Source organism: Pseudomonas sp. YJ42 (assembly GCF_047225135.1).
GTDB classification, from domain to species: domain Bacteria; phylum Pseudomonadota; class Gammaproteobacteria; order Pseudomonadales; family Pseudomonadaceae; genus Stutzerimonas; species Stutzerimonas stutzeri_E.
Window position 1 is genome coordinate 3,811,475 of sequence record NZ_CP178378.1, and the last position, 16,144, is coordinate 3,827,618.

The 16,144-nt window shown below is 60.8% G+C and carries 18 protein-coding genes and 1 pseudogene; 4 read left to right on the forward strand and 15 right to left on the reverse strand.

Going from position 1 to position 16,144, the window contains the following annotated elements; all coding sequences use genetic code 11:
* Window positions 1-64: 64 nt before the first annotated feature.
* Window positions 65-394 carry a four-helix bundle copper-binding protein gene (locus tag ACL0K2_RS17510; RefSeq protein ID WP_239611032.1) on the forward strand — a complete coding sequence of 110 codons (330 nt, stop codon included), beginning with the start codon at window positions 65-67 and terminating at the stop codon, window positions 392-394.
* Between the two features lie 55 nt (window positions 395-449).
* Here the strand turns inward: ACL0K2_RS17510 and ACL0K2_RS17515 are convergent, their stop codons facing one another.
* Genes ACL0K2_RS17515 through dksA form a run of 3 tightly spaced genes read right to left on the reverse strand, consistent with a single transcriptional unit; the run spans window position 450 to window position 2,707 of the window.
* A complete protein-coding gene (locus tag ACL0K2_RS17515; RefSeq protein ID WP_239611030.1) occupies window positions 450-1,091 on the reverse strand; it encodes a DUF1826 domain-containing protein in 642 nt (213 codons plus the stop codon).
* On the reverse strand, window positions 1,091-2,293 hold the full coding sequence (zigA, locus tag ACL0K2_RS17520) for a zinc metallochaperone GTPase ZigA (protein WP_045160799.1): 1,203 nt from the start codon (window positions 2,291-2,293) through the stop codon (window positions 1,091-1,093). The genes ACL0K2_RS17515 and zigA overlap by 1 nt, the downstream gene beginning before the upstream one ends.
* Window positions 2,294-2,302: 9 nt before the next feature.
* Window positions 2,303-2,707 (reverse strand): RNA polymerase-binding protein DksA, encoded by a 405-nt coding sequence (gene dksA, locus ACL0K2_RS17525; protein ID WP_045160800.1) that lies wholly within the window; start codon window positions 2,705-2,707, stop codon window positions 2,303-2,305.
* A gap of 282 nt (window positions 2,708-2,989) precedes the next feature.
* On the opposite strand from dksA, the gene ACL0K2_RS17530 reads away from it, so the two are divergent.
* The gene (locus ACL0K2_RS17530) at window positions 2,990-3,373 is read left to right on the forward strand and encodes a VOC family protein (RefSeq protein WP_413043136.1); all 384 of its coding nucleotides are present in this window, start codon (window positions 2,990-2,992) and stop codon (window positions 3,371-3,373) included.
* Window positions 3,374-3,383: 10 nt separating this feature from the next.
* Entirely contained in the window at window positions 3,384-3,644 is a 261-nt protein-coding gene (locus ACL0K2_RS17535) for a hypothetical protein (protein ID WP_413043137.1), read from the forward strand.
* A gap of 199 nt (window positions 3,645-3,843) precedes the next feature.
* Here the strand turns inward: ACL0K2_RS17535 and ACL0K2_RS17540 are convergent, their stop codons facing one another.
* From ACL0K2_RS17540 to ACL0K2_RS17550, 3 genes and pseudogenes are all read right to left on the reverse strand, one after another.
* A complete protein-coding gene (locus ACL0K2_RS17540) occupies window positions 3,844-5,025 on the reverse strand; it encodes an MFS transporter (protein WP_413043138.1) in 1,182 nt (393 codons plus the stop codon).
* A gap of 110 nt (window positions 5,026-5,135) precedes the next feature.
* Window positions 5,136-6,124, reverse strand: a pseudogene (locus ACL0K2_RS17545) (GlxA family transcriptional regulator).
* Between the two features lie 151 nt (window positions 6,125-6,275).
* Entirely contained in the window at window positions 6,276-7,079 is an 804-nt protein-coding gene (locus tag ACL0K2_RS17550; protein WP_413043139.1) for a helix-turn-helix domain-containing protein, read from the reverse strand.
* A gap of 93 nt (window positions 7,080-7,172) precedes the next feature.
* On the opposite strand from ACL0K2_RS17550, the gene ACL0K2_RS17555 reads away from it, so the two are divergent.
* On the forward strand, window positions 7,173-7,631 hold the full coding sequence (locus ACL0K2_RS17555; RefSeq protein ID WP_045160805.1) for a carboxymuconolactone decarboxylase family protein: 459 nt from the start codon (window positions 7,173-7,175) through the stop codon (window positions 7,629-7,631).
* Window positions 7,632-7,689: 58 nt separating this feature from the next.
* Here ACL0K2_RS17555 and ACL0K2_RS17560 read toward each other — a convergent pair whose 3' ends face one another.
* From ACL0K2_RS17560 to ACL0K2_RS17600, 9 genes are all read right to left on the reverse strand, one after another.
* On the reverse strand, window positions 7,690-8,148 hold the full coding sequence (locus tag ACL0K2_RS17560) for a hypothetical protein (RefSeq protein WP_045161091.1): 459 nt from the start codon (window positions 8,146-8,148) through the stop codon (window positions 7,690-7,692).
* A gap of 432 nt (window positions 8,149-8,580) precedes the next feature.
* A complete protein-coding gene (locus ACL0K2_RS17565) occupies window positions 8,581-10,809 on the reverse strand; it encodes an esterase-like activity of phytase family protein (protein ID WP_413043140.1) in 2,229 nt (742 codons plus the stop codon).
* 197 nt (window positions 10,810-11,006) lie between these two features.
* Entirely contained in the window at window positions 11,007-11,888 is an 882-nt protein-coding gene (locus tag ACL0K2_RS17570; RefSeq protein ID WP_413043141.1) for an isocitrate lyase/PEP mutase family protein, read from the reverse strand.
* Window positions 11,889-12,014: 126 nt separating this feature from the next.
* Complete coding sequence (locus ACL0K2_RS17575) at window positions 12,015-12,395, reverse strand: tautomerase family protein (protein WP_239611013.1); 381 nt, start codon at window positions 12,393-12,395, stop codon at window positions 12,015-12,017.
* Between the two features lie 402 nt (window positions 12,396-12,797).
* Entirely contained in the window at window positions 12,798-13,193 is a 396-nt protein-coding gene (locus ACL0K2_RS17580; protein ID WP_045160810.1) for a VOC family protein, read from the reverse strand.
* A gap of 93 nt (window positions 13,194-13,286) precedes the next feature.
* Window positions 13,287-13,592, reverse strand: coding sequence for an NIPSNAP family protein (locus ACL0K2_RS17585; protein ID WP_045160811.1), 306 nt, complete (start codon window positions 13,590-13,592; stop codon window positions 13,287-13,289).
* A gap of 93 nt (window positions 13,593-13,685) precedes the next feature.
* Complete coding sequence (locus ACL0K2_RS17590; protein WP_045160812.1) at window positions 13,686-14,045, reverse strand: DUF1304 domain-containing protein; 360 nt, start codon at window positions 14,043-14,045, stop codon at window positions 13,686-13,688.
* Between the two features lie 207 nt (window positions 14,046-14,252).
* Window positions 14,253-14,567 (reverse strand): luciferase family protein, encoded by a 315-nt coding sequence (locus ACL0K2_RS17595; protein WP_045160813.1) that lies wholly within the window; start codon window positions 14,565-14,567, stop codon window positions 14,253-14,255.
* A 493-nt stretch (window positions 14,568-15,060) separates the two neighbouring features.
* Window positions 15,061-15,972, reverse strand: coding sequence for an alpha/beta fold hydrolase (locus tag ACL0K2_RS17600; protein ID WP_045160815.1), 912 nt, complete (start codon window positions 15,970-15,972; stop codon window positions 15,061-15,063).
* Window positions 15,973-16,144: the final 172 nt, after the last annotated feature.

Genomic DNA, 16,144 nt, shown 5'->3' on the forward strand with positions numbered 1-16,144 from the left:
AAAAGATCGGATACCAGAGGCGATCAAGGCCTGCGTTATCTGCCACTTACGGGAGGATCATTTCATGCTCAATTCCACCTACCAATCCTGCATCCAGGCCTGCTCCAATTGCGCCGTTGCCTGCGAGATATGCGCCGCATCCTGTCTGCGCGAGGACGACGTGAAGATGATGGCGCGCTGCATCCAGCTGGACCGCGACTGTGCCGATCTCTGCGCGCTCGCCGCGGTGCTGATGACCCGTGACAGCGGCCTGGCCAAGGAAATGTGCCGCATCTGCGCACAAGCCTGTCGTGAGTGCGCCGAGGAGTGCGGCAAACATCAGATGGATCATTGCCAGGCCTGCGCCGAGGCGTGTCGCAAGTGCGCTGGTGAATGTGAAAAGATGGCCGCCTGATCGAAACCACGCTGTACCGTGGGGCCGTGCAGCTATGGCTGCCGGCCCTTTTATTTCAGGCTAGCCAGTCAAGTGTCAGGATCAGCCTGCGCTCCCCGGATCCAACCTGCGGTGAACGGTGAATGATTCCGGCGCCCTCGTTACCCTGCCATTTCTCGCCTTTGAACAATGCGACCTCACCCGCCTGCAGTCGCTCGATGTCCCCTATGTCGGCGGGCTCGGCGCTCGGTTCGCCCAAGCGCTGGCGGAGCATGGCCTCTTCGCGGAGCCACTCGCTGCCGATCCCCGCATAGGTCGTGATCAGACGTAGCGGTACGTGATCCACGTGAAAACGCGGACACATCGCCTTATCCAGCACGCGTAGGCGCAGCCCGACGCGGCGTGCATCTATCAGGCAGGCGAACGCGCTCGTCAGCCAGGCGACATCGGCGACAAACCCGGCGTGTCCGGCGATGTCCCGATAGGCCTCCGCCAGGGGAAGAGTCTGCAGGTTGTCTGCATCGGGTTCGAGCGTCAGTGATTCGGCCAGTGGCTGGCCCTGCGCCAACAGGGCCTGGGCGAAGTCGGCGATGGGCTGCGGCAACGGGCGCTGCCACACCGCCAGGTTGACGCCATCGCGCAACGCGTCGCCCAGCACCGCAGGCGTGCTGCCGAACACTTGCTGCGGGTACGGCCGGGCGAGAGAGGGCGCTAGCATCAGGCGACTTCCTGCTGCCACGGGCCGAACGGATCCGGCATGCGCATCCAGCGCTCCGGGCCGAGGTTCCATTCGAGTTCGCTTAGCAGGCACCCATCGAGCTCGGCGCGCAGCCGGTCGAAGTCGATGTTCTGGCCTATGAAGACCAGTTCCTGGCGGCAGTCCCCGCTGTCCTCGTCCCATTTCAGGCGAATGGCGGCGCGCGCATCATTGTCGGTGGGCCACTGCGCTTCTGGTGTGAAGCGCCACCAGCGTCCGGCATATTCGTAACGCATCAGCCCGCCAGCCTGAGACCAGGCACCGGCGTCCTGCGGACGACTGGCCAGCCAGAAGTAGCCCTTGGAGCGCAGCAGGCGGCCATTGGTCCATTCGCGATTGAGGAAGTCGTGAAACCGCTGCGGATGGAAGGGCCGCCGCGCGAGGTAGGCGGTCGACGCGATGCCGTACTCCTCGGTTTCCGGCACGTGCTCGCCGCGCATTTCCTTGAGCCAGCCGGGAGCAAGGGCGGCACGCTCGAAGTCGAAACGGCCGGTATCGAGGATGTGCGCCAGCGGTACGCGGCCCATGCTCATCGGCAGAATCTCGGCGTGGGTATTGAGACGACTGAGGATCGCCGTCAGCTCTGCGCGCTCGGCGCTGGATATCAGGTCGATCTTGCTGATGAGGATGACGTCGGCGAATTCGACCTGTTCGATCAGCAGGTCGGTAATCGAACGTTCGTCCTCTTCGCCGAGGGTTTCGCCACGGCTTGCCAGGCTCTCGGCTGCATGAAAGTCCTGTAGGAAATTCACGCCGTCGACTACCGTCACCATGGTGTCCAACCGCGCCAGATCCGCGAGACTCTGTCCCTCGTCGTCCCGGAAGGTGAAGGTTTCAGCCACCGGCAAGGGTTCGGATATGCCGGTGGACTCGATCAGCAGATAGTCGAAACGGCCTTCGCGAGCCAGCTTGCCGACTTCCTCGAGCAGGTCTTCGCGCAACGTGCAGCAGATGCAGCCGTTGCTCATCTCCACGAGTTTTTCCTCGGCGCGGTTGAGGCTGACGTCGCGCTGGACCTCGCTGCCGTCAATGTTGATTTCGCTCATGTCATTGACGATGACCGCCACCCGGCGGCCTTCGCGATTCTTCAGGATGTGGTTGAGCAGGGTGCTCTTGCCGGCACCCAGAAAACCGGATAGCACGGTGACAGGGAGGCGATTCATGGTGATTTCTCAGGCGGTTCGTTGGTGTTTTTCGCGCTGTTCCTGGCGCTCTTTCGCTTCAATGCAGAGCGTGGTGGTGGGGCGTAGCAACAGCCGTTTCAGCCCGATGGGCTCGCCGGTTTCGGCGCACCAGCCGTATTCGCCGCGGGCGAGGCTGTCGAGCGAGTCGTCGATCTTGTCGAGCAGCTTCTTCTCCCGTTCCAGCAAGCGCAGCTGCCATTGGCGCTGCTCTTCGGCGGTGCCGATATCGGACGGATCGCTGCTCGGCTCCTGCTCGCGTAGCGCCTGGAACTCCTCGGCGATACGCGCCTGCAGCTCGGCACGCTGGTGCAGCAGTAAGGAGCGGAAAAAGGCTTGCTGGGCCTCGTTCATATAGGCGTCGGCGGGTTGGGCGAGGAGTTCGGCTTCGGTCATGGGTGGCACGTGAATATCAAGATTTGATAAAAGTTATAACATAACATTTACGGCGTTAGCCAATACGATCATCGAATGGCCGATGAACAGCTTTCAACAGACGCTGTGCCTGACGAGGCGTAGGGAATCGAGGAGGGAGTTAGATGACGAGCAAAGAGCGGATCATCCAGCTTCTACAATGAATCGCGGCAGCGCCTGCGCTTACTGATAGCAAACAGGATTCAGCTGTGCCGAAGGCATACGCTGCGGATACGATCTACTGATTAGATGAAAGGAACGGTGATGTTCGAAGTAAAGGCAACCCAACATGTCCTAGCGGTCAATGATCTGGAGCGTACAGAGCAATATTTCCTCAACGAACTTGGCTTTTCACTTCGCTTTCGGGTGGAGGGCTGGTCGTTCATCAGCCTGGGTGGTTTTCACGTGATGTTGGGGCGCTGTGTTGATGAAATGCCAGCACGTGATACGCATGAGCATGCCTACTTCGCCTATGTGAATTGTGAAGGCATCGACGATCTTTACCGCGACTACCGGCAGCGCGACGTCATCGTTTTCCAACCCATATCCGACAAGCCGTGGGGGATGCGTGAGTTTGGCGTGGCCACACCAGAGGGGCACCGGATCGTGTTTGGCCAGGATATGCAAAGCGGTGGTTCTGCCCTGTAGACGAGACGCCATGAACGAGATGACTCGAATCCGCTTCTCCGAAATCGAACAGTTCGTGCCCGCGCGACCGGGTATCTATGAGATCCACAGCGTGGACGGGATACCTTTGAAAGTGGGTATTGGCGTCAATTTGCGAAAGCGGCTTATTCAGCATCAGAGGTCGCGGCAGAGCCGCCTGATTCTCAAGGCCGGCGGCGACTGGAGCAATCCGGCCGATGCTCGGAGCAGTCAGTCGATTCTGGCGAAGCATCTGTTTTCTGCCGGGAAGTAGATGGATTCGATCTCACCTGTGAGGCCGGCCGGCAGGCGTTCCTCGAGCAGCGCTGCTACATCCTTTTTTGTCCCACTACGACGCGTGAGGAGGCGCACGAATTAGAACGGTTGAAAGAGGTGAGCGGTGCTTTTCTGTTTACAGGACCGGTATACCCCAGCGATCTGGTGACGCTGCCCAACTGGGCTGCAGGCCTCCTTCAGGCCACCTGCCGCTTCCGATAAGCCTCGCCGATCTGCACCAGCACAACCAAGGTCACGATCGGCAGAAGCCCGACGTTAACAGCGGACCAGCCCGCTCCTGCGATAAGCGCGCCAGAGGCGAAGGACATCACGGCCGCCACGCTGCCGTTGCTCAACTCCATCAGGCCCTGCGCCCGGGCCCGCTCTTCCGGCCTGTGGCCCTGGCCCAGTTGGGTGGTACCGGCGACCAGCATGAGGTTCCAGCCGATACCGAGCAGGCAGCTGCTGATCATGAAGTGCCAGTGGCTGAGGCCGAGCAGGGCGACGACTGCACTGGATATCAGCAAACCGCCACCGACGCACGCCACCAGCCGACTGCCCAGTCTGTCTACCAGCGGACCGGCGATGAATGCGGGCAGGAACATCCCGAGCATGTGCCACTGGATTACCTGGCTGCTGGCCTGAAGATCCATGCCTTCAGCGTGCATCGCCAATGGGGTGGCGTTCATGACCAGGATCATCAGACCATGGCCGGCTGCGGTAGTCAGTACGGCAGCTCTGACGGTGGGCCGTGTGAGCAACTCGCGCCATGAGACGGCCGCCGAGGCGACGGGCGAAGCAGTCGTTCCGCTACCAGGCTTCAAGCCAGCCAGGATGACGAATCCAATTGCGGCCAATGCGGCGATCAGCAAGTAGGCGCCGACGAAGGGCGTCGTGACCAGCCCGCGTGCCGCAGTACCAAGTGTCGGCGCAATCAGGGCGGCAACCACGCCACCGCCGATTACGCAGGCGGTGGCCCGACCCTTGAACGCTTCCGCCACCGATTCCAGGGCGGCAAAGCGGTAATACATGGCCGAGGCCTGATAGGCCCCGATGGGCAGCGCACCGAGGCAGAGCAGGGTGAAGCTGTCGAGCCAGAGCGAAAGTGCGCTCAGCAGACCACCCAGTACGCCGGCCAGCGCGCCGAACAGGAAGCCGACCCTGCGACCACGGTGCTGCATGAGCCCGGCGATGGGTTGCAAGGCGAGCAGGCCGCCCAGCATCAGCAGGGCGAGTGGCAGAGTCGCCAGACCGGCAAAAGGGGCAAGTCGCAGGCCGACGATGGACGTGAGGATGATGCCAATCATCGAGCAGGACCAGTACAGCGCCTGGGCGACGAACAAGCGAAAAATCTGGGCGTTGCTGAATAAGAGGGGCACGGGGTTCGTCCTTTGTCTGGAGATAAGCGGGCACAGCCACGCCTGGCTTGGCGCCGCGTGCGTGAGCAAACATGTGTTCGAAGCGGGTGATGCTCGGCTGGGGTTGCCGATCAGCCGAAACGCTGGAAAATGTCTCGAGGGCTCACCGACAAATGTTTCTGGAAGGTGCGCCTGAGGTTTTCCGGATGGCCGAAGCCGGTCAGCCGCGACACCGTCGCGATCGATGTTTCCGCGCTCAGCAACAGGCTCCGCGCGGCCTCCAGCCGTACGCGCTCGATATATTGTCCTGGCCCCATGCCCACTTCCTGACTGAACAGGCGGCACAGGGTGCGCGGGCTCATGTGCGCCTGTTCGGCCAAGGCTTCGATGGAAAGATCGTCACCCAGGTGACCAGGAATCCATTCGAGCAGCGCGGCGAGCCGTGCCACGGCGCCGGTTGGCGTGGCCAGCATGGGGCTGAACTGCGTCTGCCCGCCTGGCCTTCGCAAAAACATCACCAGCCGCTGAGCGACCGAGAGGGCCAAGGCGCGCCCCAGATCGGCCTCGACCAGGGCCAGCGCGAGGTCGATACCCGCGGTGACCCCGGCCGAACTGAACAGGTGGGCGGTCGCCGGATCCTTCGGGTCATAGGTGTGCAGACGGTCGCCTTGTACGTCCACGGCTGAGTATTCGCCGAGCGCCTGCAAGTCGGCCAGTGGGTGGTCGCCTTGCGCCCATCGAAAAGCCCGGCTTCGGCCAGGACCAAGGCCCCGGAGCACACCGATCCCAGTCGTCGCACATGCGGTTCGGCGCGTCGCAGCCAGTCGAGCAATGGGCGATTGCGCAGCTGCGCTTTCACGCCATTGCCTCCCGGAATCAGCAGCGTGTCCAGCGTGGCCGGATCTATGCTGGACCAATCCATGTCGGCGACCAGCTTCAATCCTGCAGAGGTCGGGAAGGGGCCGGGCTGCTCGCCGATCAGCAGCAATTGGTAATGAGCCGGCAAGCCCTGGCGCTGGCGCTCGACATTGGCCGAGGCGAACACCTGCATCGGGCCGGTGACATCGAGGCTCATCACATCCGGGTAAACCAGGCAGGCAACGGTGCGAGTGGTGTCCATCGCGGCACCTCTACAGGGAAGGTGCTGGCAGTCTGCGATGGCGGCGTGTATGTCGCAATGACAAGGTTCACACGGATCTTGCCATTGCAATAATTTCAATGGCCTGGATTGTGAAGGCGAGCCGGCTCGGCATGCTCTATACGCGGCGCTATTACGTCTCGGTGGGCTGCGCGCGGAGACGGTACTGGCCGGGTGTCATGCCGACCACGGCTTTGAAATCGTGGATGAAGTGGGCCTGGTCGGCGTAGCCGCAGGCCAGTGCCGTCTCCAGTAGCGACTCACCGGCCCGAAGTTCGCGGCGGACCAGCGCCACGCGCTGGATGCGGCTGAACTGTTTCGGCGTCAGCCCGACCTGATGACGGAACAGGCGCTCCAGTTGTCGCTGGCCGAGCGGTACCGCCTGCATCAACTCGTTCAGGCGCGCGCGGCCCTGGCTGTCGGCGATCCGGGTGAGCAGCTGTTGTACCGGCGCTCGTGGGTCCTGCGCATCGTTCAGGCGCGCAAGCAGCTCGCGTTCGACCAATGCCTGCTGGGCGTCCAGATCCAGCTCGGCCAACGCATCGACCAGGCTGCTCAGCCGCAGATCGGGCCAGTCATCGCCATGAAAGCCGGAGAGTTCGTCTAGTCCCACGCCGAAGAAAGCGGTGCCCATCCCGGGACGAAAACGCACGCCCATCAGGTTTACCCGAGCGGCCAACTGCAATCGGCTGCTGGCCAGCTGCGGACCGGCGATCAATGCGGCAGGCAAGTGAGCGACGCCGTTGACGCTCAGCGGCTCGGCGAAGTTGAAGATCACGCCGCTGCCGCCATCCGGATGCAGCAACTGTGCGTCGTGAACGGTTGCGGCATTGTCCTTCAGCCACCAGAAACGCTGCACATACGCGGCCAACGCCGGGCTCGGCGGTCGGGTGATGAAGCCCTGGATGCGTGGCAGGCGCTCGTGCAGTGAGGACATGGCAATCCCGCATTCGAAGATGTCGAAATTCTACAATAGCGCGCCTCAGCGGCTGCGTAGGCTACGCCCATATTCAATCCGAGGAGAAACATCATGCGTATGAACTACCAAGCAGCCGCTCCCGAAGCCGTCAAGGCGATGATCGGGCTGGAAACCTACCTGGCACGCCAGAGCCGCAGCGAAGACGGCGTCGACAAACCATTGATGGAACTGGTGAAGATCCGCGTTTCGCAGATCAACCGCTGCGCCTTTTGCATCGATATGCATACCAAGGATGCCCGCGCCCACGGCGAAACCGAGCAGCGCATCTATGCACTGAGCGCCTGGCGCGAAACGCCCTTCTTCACTGATCGCGAGCGCGCCGCGCTGGCTTGGGCCGAGGCCAATACGCTGTTGCCAAACGGTGTCGAGCAATCCTTGTTCGATGAAGTGCGCCAACACTTCTCCGAAGCGCAGCTGACCAATCTCACACTGGCCATCGCGACCATCAACGCGTGGAATCGATTCGGAGTTTCCTTCGCGCCGGTGCCGGGCAGTTACCAGCCGGCGTAAGCGCGATTCGGTTGACCTCGTGCGACGCCCCTGGCTTGGCTCCCGGGGCGTTCGCCGCTCAAGACTTGAGGTCCTGATTGCTCATGGCGCATAAGCTCTGCGCCTGCCTGGCCAGGGAAAGCGCGCGCAGTTGTGCCATGCATTGGGCCTGGCTAGGGATTCGCGACACACTGAGCACTGCCTTGTCGTCGACGCTGATCAGGTACGCCCGGTTGTAGCGCGGGCCGTCCCCCCAACTGCTGAACCGTTGCTCGCTGAAGGCACAGCGGTACTGCATATGGCCGGAAAAACCTTTGAACCGGTCGCTCCGAAAGATGTGCCGGTATTTTTGCCAGTCGCGTGAGCGCTGGCCCTCACGGACCGCTTCGAGACAGCCTTCCAGCTCGGTAATGTCCGGCTCATGCAGGAATATGGTCTGAGCCAGGGTGGACCCATCCAGCTGCATCGTCGCCACTAGATAGATGCGTTGCTCGTCTGCCTGAGCCGATAACGCCATCAGTAGGCCAAGCGCCAACATCCCTGTTTTGATCATCTGTAGTACTCCGGAGTGAACCCTGCTGTCGAGGGCGGCACCCTAGCCGACGAGCGCGGCCGGAACAAGCGGGTAATGGATCAAACTCGGCCGTTCCAACCCGCGCAGCAAAATCGGTCAGCAGCACGAGCTGACGATGAAATCTTCAGGCCATCCGATCTGCAATCAGGAAATGAAATGTTGCATGCGCTTCCAGCCATGTGTGGGTCTTTGCGGTAATTTACGCTGCCTTTGGCAACGAAATTCCTCTACATGACCCTCCTGATAGCATTCGCTGTCTTATCCATCCTCGTTTCATTCATCTGTTCCATCCTTGAAGCCGCGCTGCTATCGCTTACGCCTAGAGCGAACCCGGGAGGACTAAGCTCGATTGCCCCTCGCCCGCCCAGGAAGGGTGGGCGAGGGGCTTGATCTACCTTAGCGTTCGACCATCCCCAACCGCATGAAACGCGTCTCGCCGCTGGCGTCCTCCACGCCGTCGTTGTCGGTTACCACGAACAACCGGCCCTGCTTATCGACCGCAGCGCCTTCGACCTTATCCAGCACCCAGCCGCCGGTGCTCTTCAGGTCGGGCAGAAGGTCACGTTCCAGACGTTTGTTCACCACCGGGAAACCCTGGCCTTCCGCGGCGGGCTGCATGCCGCTCAGATCGATGCGGTACAGCCGTTTGACTTCGGCGGCAGGGCCTTGCTGGTTGTCGCGTTCGATAACCAAAAACTGGCCATTGCCGATCGAGGTGAGCTCGGACAATCCGACCCAGCCGCCTTCGACAGCCGGGTCGAGCGGGTAGTGGTAGAAGCCCCATTCGCCGCTGTTCGGATTGAACACGCCGATGCGCACCTTGCCGGCTGGGTCGTTCTTCCATTCGCGCTGGAAGGCGACATACACGCGGGTGCTGGCGCCTTCCCCCACCACCGCAACGCCCTCGAAACCGTTGCTGGTCTGCTGAGCCGCCACGTTCGCCGGCAGCGCATTCTCCTCGAGTACTTCGCCCTTTGCGTTTGTGCGGATCAGCAGGTTCGGCTTGGCTTTGCCGTTGCCTTCGGAAGCCAGCCAGAAATCGCCATTGCTGGCCTGGGCGATGCCTTCCAGATCGTAGTCGACCGTTTTGCCAGCCTTGCGCAATTCGATCTGCCCGTCGATGACGGCGGGCGTCTTGCTCGTATCGATGCTGAAGATGCGCGAGGCCTTGTAGTAGCTGTCCGGGACGGCGTAGAGGCGGTCGTTCTGCGTGCGGTCGGCGGCCAGGCCGCTCAGTGCGCCCCAGGGGATCAACTGGCTCTCGGTCGAGCGGATCTCCGGATACGAGGCCGTTTTCGCGCCGTACTGGTAGATCGAGATCGTCGAACGATAGCCATCCTCGGCCGAATCCTCTTCGCTACTGACCACCAGCAGATTGCGCGACGGGATCGGCAGAATGCCTTCCGGTCCCATGCCTGCCGGTAGCAGTTGATGCATCACCGGCGCCCATGGGCGTGCGACGTCATACACGGCTACCGCATTGCCGCGCTCGCTGCCCACAAATAGAAGGTCATGCTTGCGGTAGCTCGCCGCGGCGATGCCTTCTGGCTCGATGCCCTTGTTCTCCGAGCGGCTTTCCGGGTAGTGACCGGCACGGATGAAGGCGTGCTCCATCGAGGTGCCGGCTTCGTGCCAGACGCGTCCGTTGTAATCAAACAGGGTGAAGCTTCGGCTGCCGCCTTCTTCGCCATTGGCGTTTTCGTAATCACCTTCGTTCGCCGTCGCTATCAGCGGGCCGACCCAGGCGATTGCATCCGGTTCGCGGCGCTTGCCTTTGAGCACGCCGACCGGCTCGATGCGGTCGTTCTCTTTAACGTCGACACCTTCCAGGTCGACCTGGCCCGCGCTGAAATGGCGCATGATGCGGCCGCGACGTAGATCGACCAGCACGATGTGATTGTTTTCCTGCAGCGTGACGGCTGCGACGTCCTGATCGTTGATGCTGACGTATTCGGGCTCCGGATCGCCCGGTGCGACGTCCGCCAGGCCGGTCAGATCGACGTCCCGTGTCCGCCAGCGCGAGGGCTGGCCCTTGAGGTCGACGATGCGCAGAAAGCCGGCCGGCAGTTGTGGAAGCAACCCGTCGTTCAGATCCTCATCCCGCTCGTTTTCGATCGCCACCGCGGCATAACGGCCCTTCGGGCTGATGGCGATGGAGTCCGGTTGACCGCCCATTGGCAGCGTGGCGACACGCTTGGGCTGGGCGGGATTGCGGATGTCGAACACCGCCAGCACACCGTCGGGCTGGGCGAAGCTGAGGGACGTATTGATGGCGACCAGAGCGAAGTGCTGATGCACGGCGACCGAGGTCGGCTCGCCTTCGAGCTGCACGAAGCCAGCAGGTTTCGGCAATTTCGGGTCGCCAATGTCCACCAGGCCAATCCGCTCGCCAGGACTGTCGGTGTAGATCAGCGTGCGGCCGTCGCGGCTCACAGCGGTGATCTCGGCGACGGTCTGGCGCGCGACGTCCTCATCCGAGCCGAGGTTGCGGTACACCGGAAAGGTCGCGATCCGCTCGAAGTATTCCGCGGCCCGCGAAACGGCGGCCTGCGAGGTCAGCGGCAGCAAGGCCGCTATGAGCGCGGTCGAAAGCGCAGTGCGGGTCAGGCAGGTCGGTCTGTTCATGCGGGCCTCGGCGTTCGGTGATTGGGGTTAGCCAAAACACGCTAGGCCGGGTTTGTTACCGGACGGTGACGAGGTTGTGCTTGTTTCGCCTCAATAGGTCAGGGCACACCGAGACGGCAGGAGCGTCCCGCAAAGCCCCGGCCAAAAGAGCCAGCGGTGCCATCGGCCGAAGTCGCCAGTCATTCAAACGCAGTACCTCAACCGCGAGGCTTTGGCGCGTCGGCTGCCGCCCCCGGTTGCGCCGCCGCTGCGCCGGCCTCTTCGAATATGCGGTTCAGTTCGGAGAAGGGGGCTGCGTCTGCAAGCCCGCTAAAGCTGCCTTCTTCAGCGATCGCCCGCGCCGCGCGGATGAAGCTGCCCCACGCCGTTCGCGCGAGGGCAGATCCGACACTGATGCGGCGGACGCCAAGCGCTGCCAGATCCGCTACCGTCATGCCCATATCACCCATCACGATCGCGTTTACCGGTTTCGGCGAAACGGCGTCCACGATCGCGCGAATCTCTTCCGATGTCTGTGGACCGGGAGCGAACAGAACGTCTGCACCCGCCTCCGCATAGGCGGTCAGCCGCCGCAGTACGTCGTCGAGTGGTTCGGGGCGGCCCACCAGATAGCTTTCGGCCCGCGCCGTCAGAAGCACCTGCACGCCCTTTGCATCGATAGCCTCGCGGGCGGCTCTGATGCGCTCGACCGCAAGCGGCAGTTCGTACAACTCGCCAGGCTCCCCGGTTGCATCTTCAATGGACAGGCCGGCAACGCCCGTATCGACGCATAGCGAGACATTGGTCGCGACACTATCGGGCTCATGAGCGTAGCCAGACTGAAAATCCGCGTTGATGGGCAGCTCCGTCGCCTCGACGAGGCCGGCGATGTGCTCCAGGACCGTCGTCAGGGGCAACCCCCATACCGTGTCCGGTTGACCCAGTGTGAACTGGAACCCCGCGCTGGTGGTCGCCAGCGCTCGAAAGCCGCAGTGCGCCAGAAAGCGCGCCGAGCCGACATCCCAGGGATTGGGGATGACAAAACAACCTGATTCGTGGAGTTGCGCAAATGTCGCGCGGCGGCTCGCGAACCTGTCCATAAAGAGCTCCTTGATATTTTCTTTAGGCGTATGGCTTTAAACGTATGGCACTGGCAGGCGCAGCGTTCGCCTGATCAATCGAGAAGACCCTTCGATGAAAAGCAGGCGCGCAAGCGGCGAATTCTCTCAGGTGTGAATGAGGCGACCGCCCCCGAACGACCAGTTTTCCCAGGTAGTTTCCTTGAAACAGACCATCACGTTTTCGGGGTTCAGCCCCTGCTCGGAGAGCCTGGGCATAAGGTCATCAAGGAGCTTCTTCTTGACCTTTACGCTGCGGCCGGCGGACCACAGAACTTCAATAAGAACGAAGTCAGCGGTCCTTTCCGAGGTGAGATCGGGGTAGCTGGCGTCGAAGCGGAAGTCTTCTTCGGACAGCTCCAATACGCGCTGGAATTTATCGGTCGGTGGCACCCCTGACGAGACCAGCGCAGCGTGGACTGCGTCGAGCACGCCGGATTTGAAGGCGCTGGACTTGGGCTTACGAACGGTGAGCGTGACGAGTGGCATGTGATCTCCCGGTGCGGCTGATCATGACAAGGGCTGCGGCTGACGTGAGCGAAGCGGGGTGAACAGCGCCCGCCCGATGGGAATGGCTAGGTGCTGCTGCTCACGCTGAGCCGCGTACGGACAAATGCACAAAGACGAGTCGTCCGTTCTCGGGGCTTTCGAACAGCTTGTCGCAAGGCGTTTTCTCGGTCAGGCAGCGAGCGACTCGCTTGAATATAGACGCCACTTGCGCGTTGGCTTGAGGAAATGACGAACAACTGTTGTGCAAGGTCGAAGTGCTCATACGCGACCACTGCGCAGTGCCGGTTCGGCAGAATCGCGGACCGATGTCGCTCTGATCAGCGCAAAGATCCATTTGAGCGCGCCGGCAGGCTCGGCACTGTTTCTCGTTCTGAGGTTTTTTCAGCCCGGAGCCGAGTGGCATGCGACGCACAGCTTGTTGCCTTCGGTGTCCCGAAGGTACGCCCCGTAGTAGTTGGCGTGATATTCGGGCCGCAGCCCCGGCGCGCCTTCGGATATGCCTCCGTTCGCCAGTGCGACGGTAAAGGCTTGATCGACGACGGCTCTGCTGCTGGCCAGAAAGGCAACCATCTGCCCGTTACCGACATCATGCGGCTGTTTGTCGTAGGGCTTGCCGATTACGAATAGCGGCCGGGGTTCCGGATGGGACTGCCAGCCAGCCCAGGGTTTGCCTTTGTCGCAGAAGCGCTCCTGGACGCCTAGCACTGGCATAAAGGCCCGGTAGAAGGCCAATGCGCGATCGAAATCCGAGACGCCAACGAAGATATGGGAGAACAAGCTGAGTACCTCGCGTGAAGCGTTGTAGCCGACGCCAGGGCGTAAGCGAAGAAGCCGGGCGGGCCAAGCCGTAGCCTTGGAGCGTTTTCTACCTTACTCAAACACCGGCCGGAAGAAGCTGCGCTCGTAACTAAGAATGCAGCGCGTTTCTTCGGCGTACCTGAAGGCTGCTTGGCACTCCGGATCGTGCAAGGACTTCTCTCGGTATTCCTCATAGCGCGCGAGACTCGGGAAGGTAAACAGAGCCAGAGCCACGTTATTGGCACCCTCCGATGGCATGAAATAGCCATGGTGGCTACCTCCGAATTTCTCCACCAGAGGAATCCACAGCCTCCCATAGTGCTCAAATTCCTTCGACTTGAACGGATCAATAACGTATCGGAGATAGCAGGTGATCATGTTCTGCCTCGGTCTTGTTTGCTGTCTAGGCTGGACTTAAGCCGCGCCGCGAAGCGGCGTCAGCTTAGACGCCCTGTACTGGTCCTGCATTTATTAGTGGGTGATTAGAACCAAAAGCAAGCCTATTGCGCCTGGCAGCGCCTGCACAAACAGAATTTTTCGGCTGGCTGTAACTGCGCCATAAATACCGGCCACCACGACGCATGCCAAGAAATACAACTTGAAGTCATAGCCAGCCGCTCCTTGTATCAGGCCTACCAGAAGACCCGCCGCAATAAAGCCGTTGTAGAGGCCTTGGTTGGCTGCCAATACCTTTGTATTAGCGGCTTTCTCCCTGGAATTACCGAAGACTTTAAGGCCTATCGGCTTTTCCCAAAGGAACATTTCCAAAACCATGAAATACCCATGGAGCAAGGCGACTAATAAAACTACTAAATCGGCGATCAGTGTCATCTCTATTGCCTGTTTTGCTAATCAAAGTTCGGTTTTTATTTTTTATGGTAGAAACTTTCGATATGTGTTAAGCCATGCTCATCCTTTTGATCTCAATCCATATGTTGTTAGCTCCCGCAATGACCTAACGCCTCGCTTTGACCGATCGCATGGAGTGGAAAAACGCCGGTGCTGGGCTGTCCGACCAAGCCAGCCAGTGAACGAGCCTCATAGCCGAGCGACCGCAAGCCTTACAAGCTTCAAAATGTTCTCTATGTCATCAGCATTGCTGTACCGCAATTCAATCCATGGTGAGCTAGGCGACCTGTTGGGGTGATGAACAGAGCCGGGCGGGTGTGACAAGCCAAGCGCCTGGATGACTTTCTTGGTAAGCCTCAGGTCCAGCTCATTCTCGTCATGGAAGTGCGCAAACTCCCTCCCGTGAAAAAAAATCGCTGAGCCGCCTGATACCGGGGATGGCCTGTCTTCGACGCCGTCTATATTTCGCAGTCCTGCAATTAGCGCTGCCTTCAATGCGACCATGGGGCTCTGGTTCCTTTGGGCCCAACGTGAACGGACTGACGCTCGGGTTGATCCTCAGCGCCTAGCGCTTGAATCTAGCTGCGACACGAAGCGACGTCGATATGAATGAACGGCCGGGCGGTAACTTGCTCCACAACCAGGCAAACGCAAGCCCGTACAGAAGCCACTGCAGCACCATTGCCGCCACTACCAGCGCTGCCGTTGGGGCCTGCCCGCCAAATGCACCGAGTGCAAAAAGCATGGTTGGCAAGTTCGCAGCCGATGCGAGATTCGTAGGCAGCGGGCGGCTGAGCACCCAATCGGCCGCTGGTGAATTTTCGCCAAGGACAAGCCAGCTAAGGAGCAAGCCAAGCGATGCTATCGCGACGCTGTGGACGATGAGTCTCGGCATCTATGCCTCGGAGCCTTGCGTTCGGTTGAGGGGAGGGCTTTAGCCCGGTCTCGGTGATATGCGTTTTATGCCGGACGACGTAAGTGCTTTTGCGCAGGACGTTTACGGTTTTGAACCTTTTCCATCGTGCTCGTTTTTCAACGACAGCACGGCTTGCGCGAACTCATGTGGAGCTTCTTGTGGGAGATTGTGGCCAACGCCGGGAATCGCCCGATGTTCGTAGTGACCGGTGAAGAAATGAAGGTGGCTGGCCGAGCCACCTAAAGGGGCAACGCCATCGTCGAGTCCATCCAAAGTGATGGATGGCACCGAGATTCTGGGTAGTGTCGTAAGGCGTCGCTCGGTTTCTTCGACTGTAGGATCGCCAGGTACCAGACCATAGCGATGTCGGTACGAATGAATGACCACGTCTGCAAAGTCGGGGTTTTCAAAGGAATCAGCCGTCTGGTTGAAATCCTCGTCGGTAAATGTCCAGGTCGGCGACCACTGCCGCCAAAGCAACCTGCAAAGCTCGCGGCGATTGTCGATGAGCCCTGCCCGGCCCCGTTCGGAGTGGAAATAGTACTGATACCAGTACCGGCACTCGTTCTCTGGAATCTGCGGTTTCACCGAGCCCGGAATGTCCTGAATGTTATAGCCACCTGCCGACACGAGGGCACGTACACGCTCAGGCCAGAGGGCAGCCACGATGCAAGCCGCACGGCCTCCCCAGTCATATCCGGCAAGCACAGCTGTGGAAATCTTCAGCGAGTCCAGGAAGGCAAGCAGATCATGCGCAAGCACTGCCTGCTGGCCGGAGCGTGGCGTGTCTGGATAGAGAAACTGCGTAGGTCCATACCCACGCAGATAGGGGACGAGTACTCGGCAGCCTTGCGAGACCAGGATAGGCGTCACCTGGTCATAAGCGTGCACATCGTAGGGGAAGCCGTGGAGGAGCAGTACGGGCGTGCCGTCCGACGGGCCGCTATCGAAATAGGCAACCCGCAAAACGCCTGCCTCGATCTGTCTCAACATGATCGGTGCTCCCCTTTGGCCACCAAGGTCAACGCCTGACTAAACCGCTTGAACACTACTCCAGCAGAATCGAGCCTGTCTATGCGGCCTCAGGCGCTGCACTTGGCACATGACCAGGTCCGTTGACTGCATCGCCTATCGTTCAGGTCACCCAGGATGGTCCCAGGTCGGG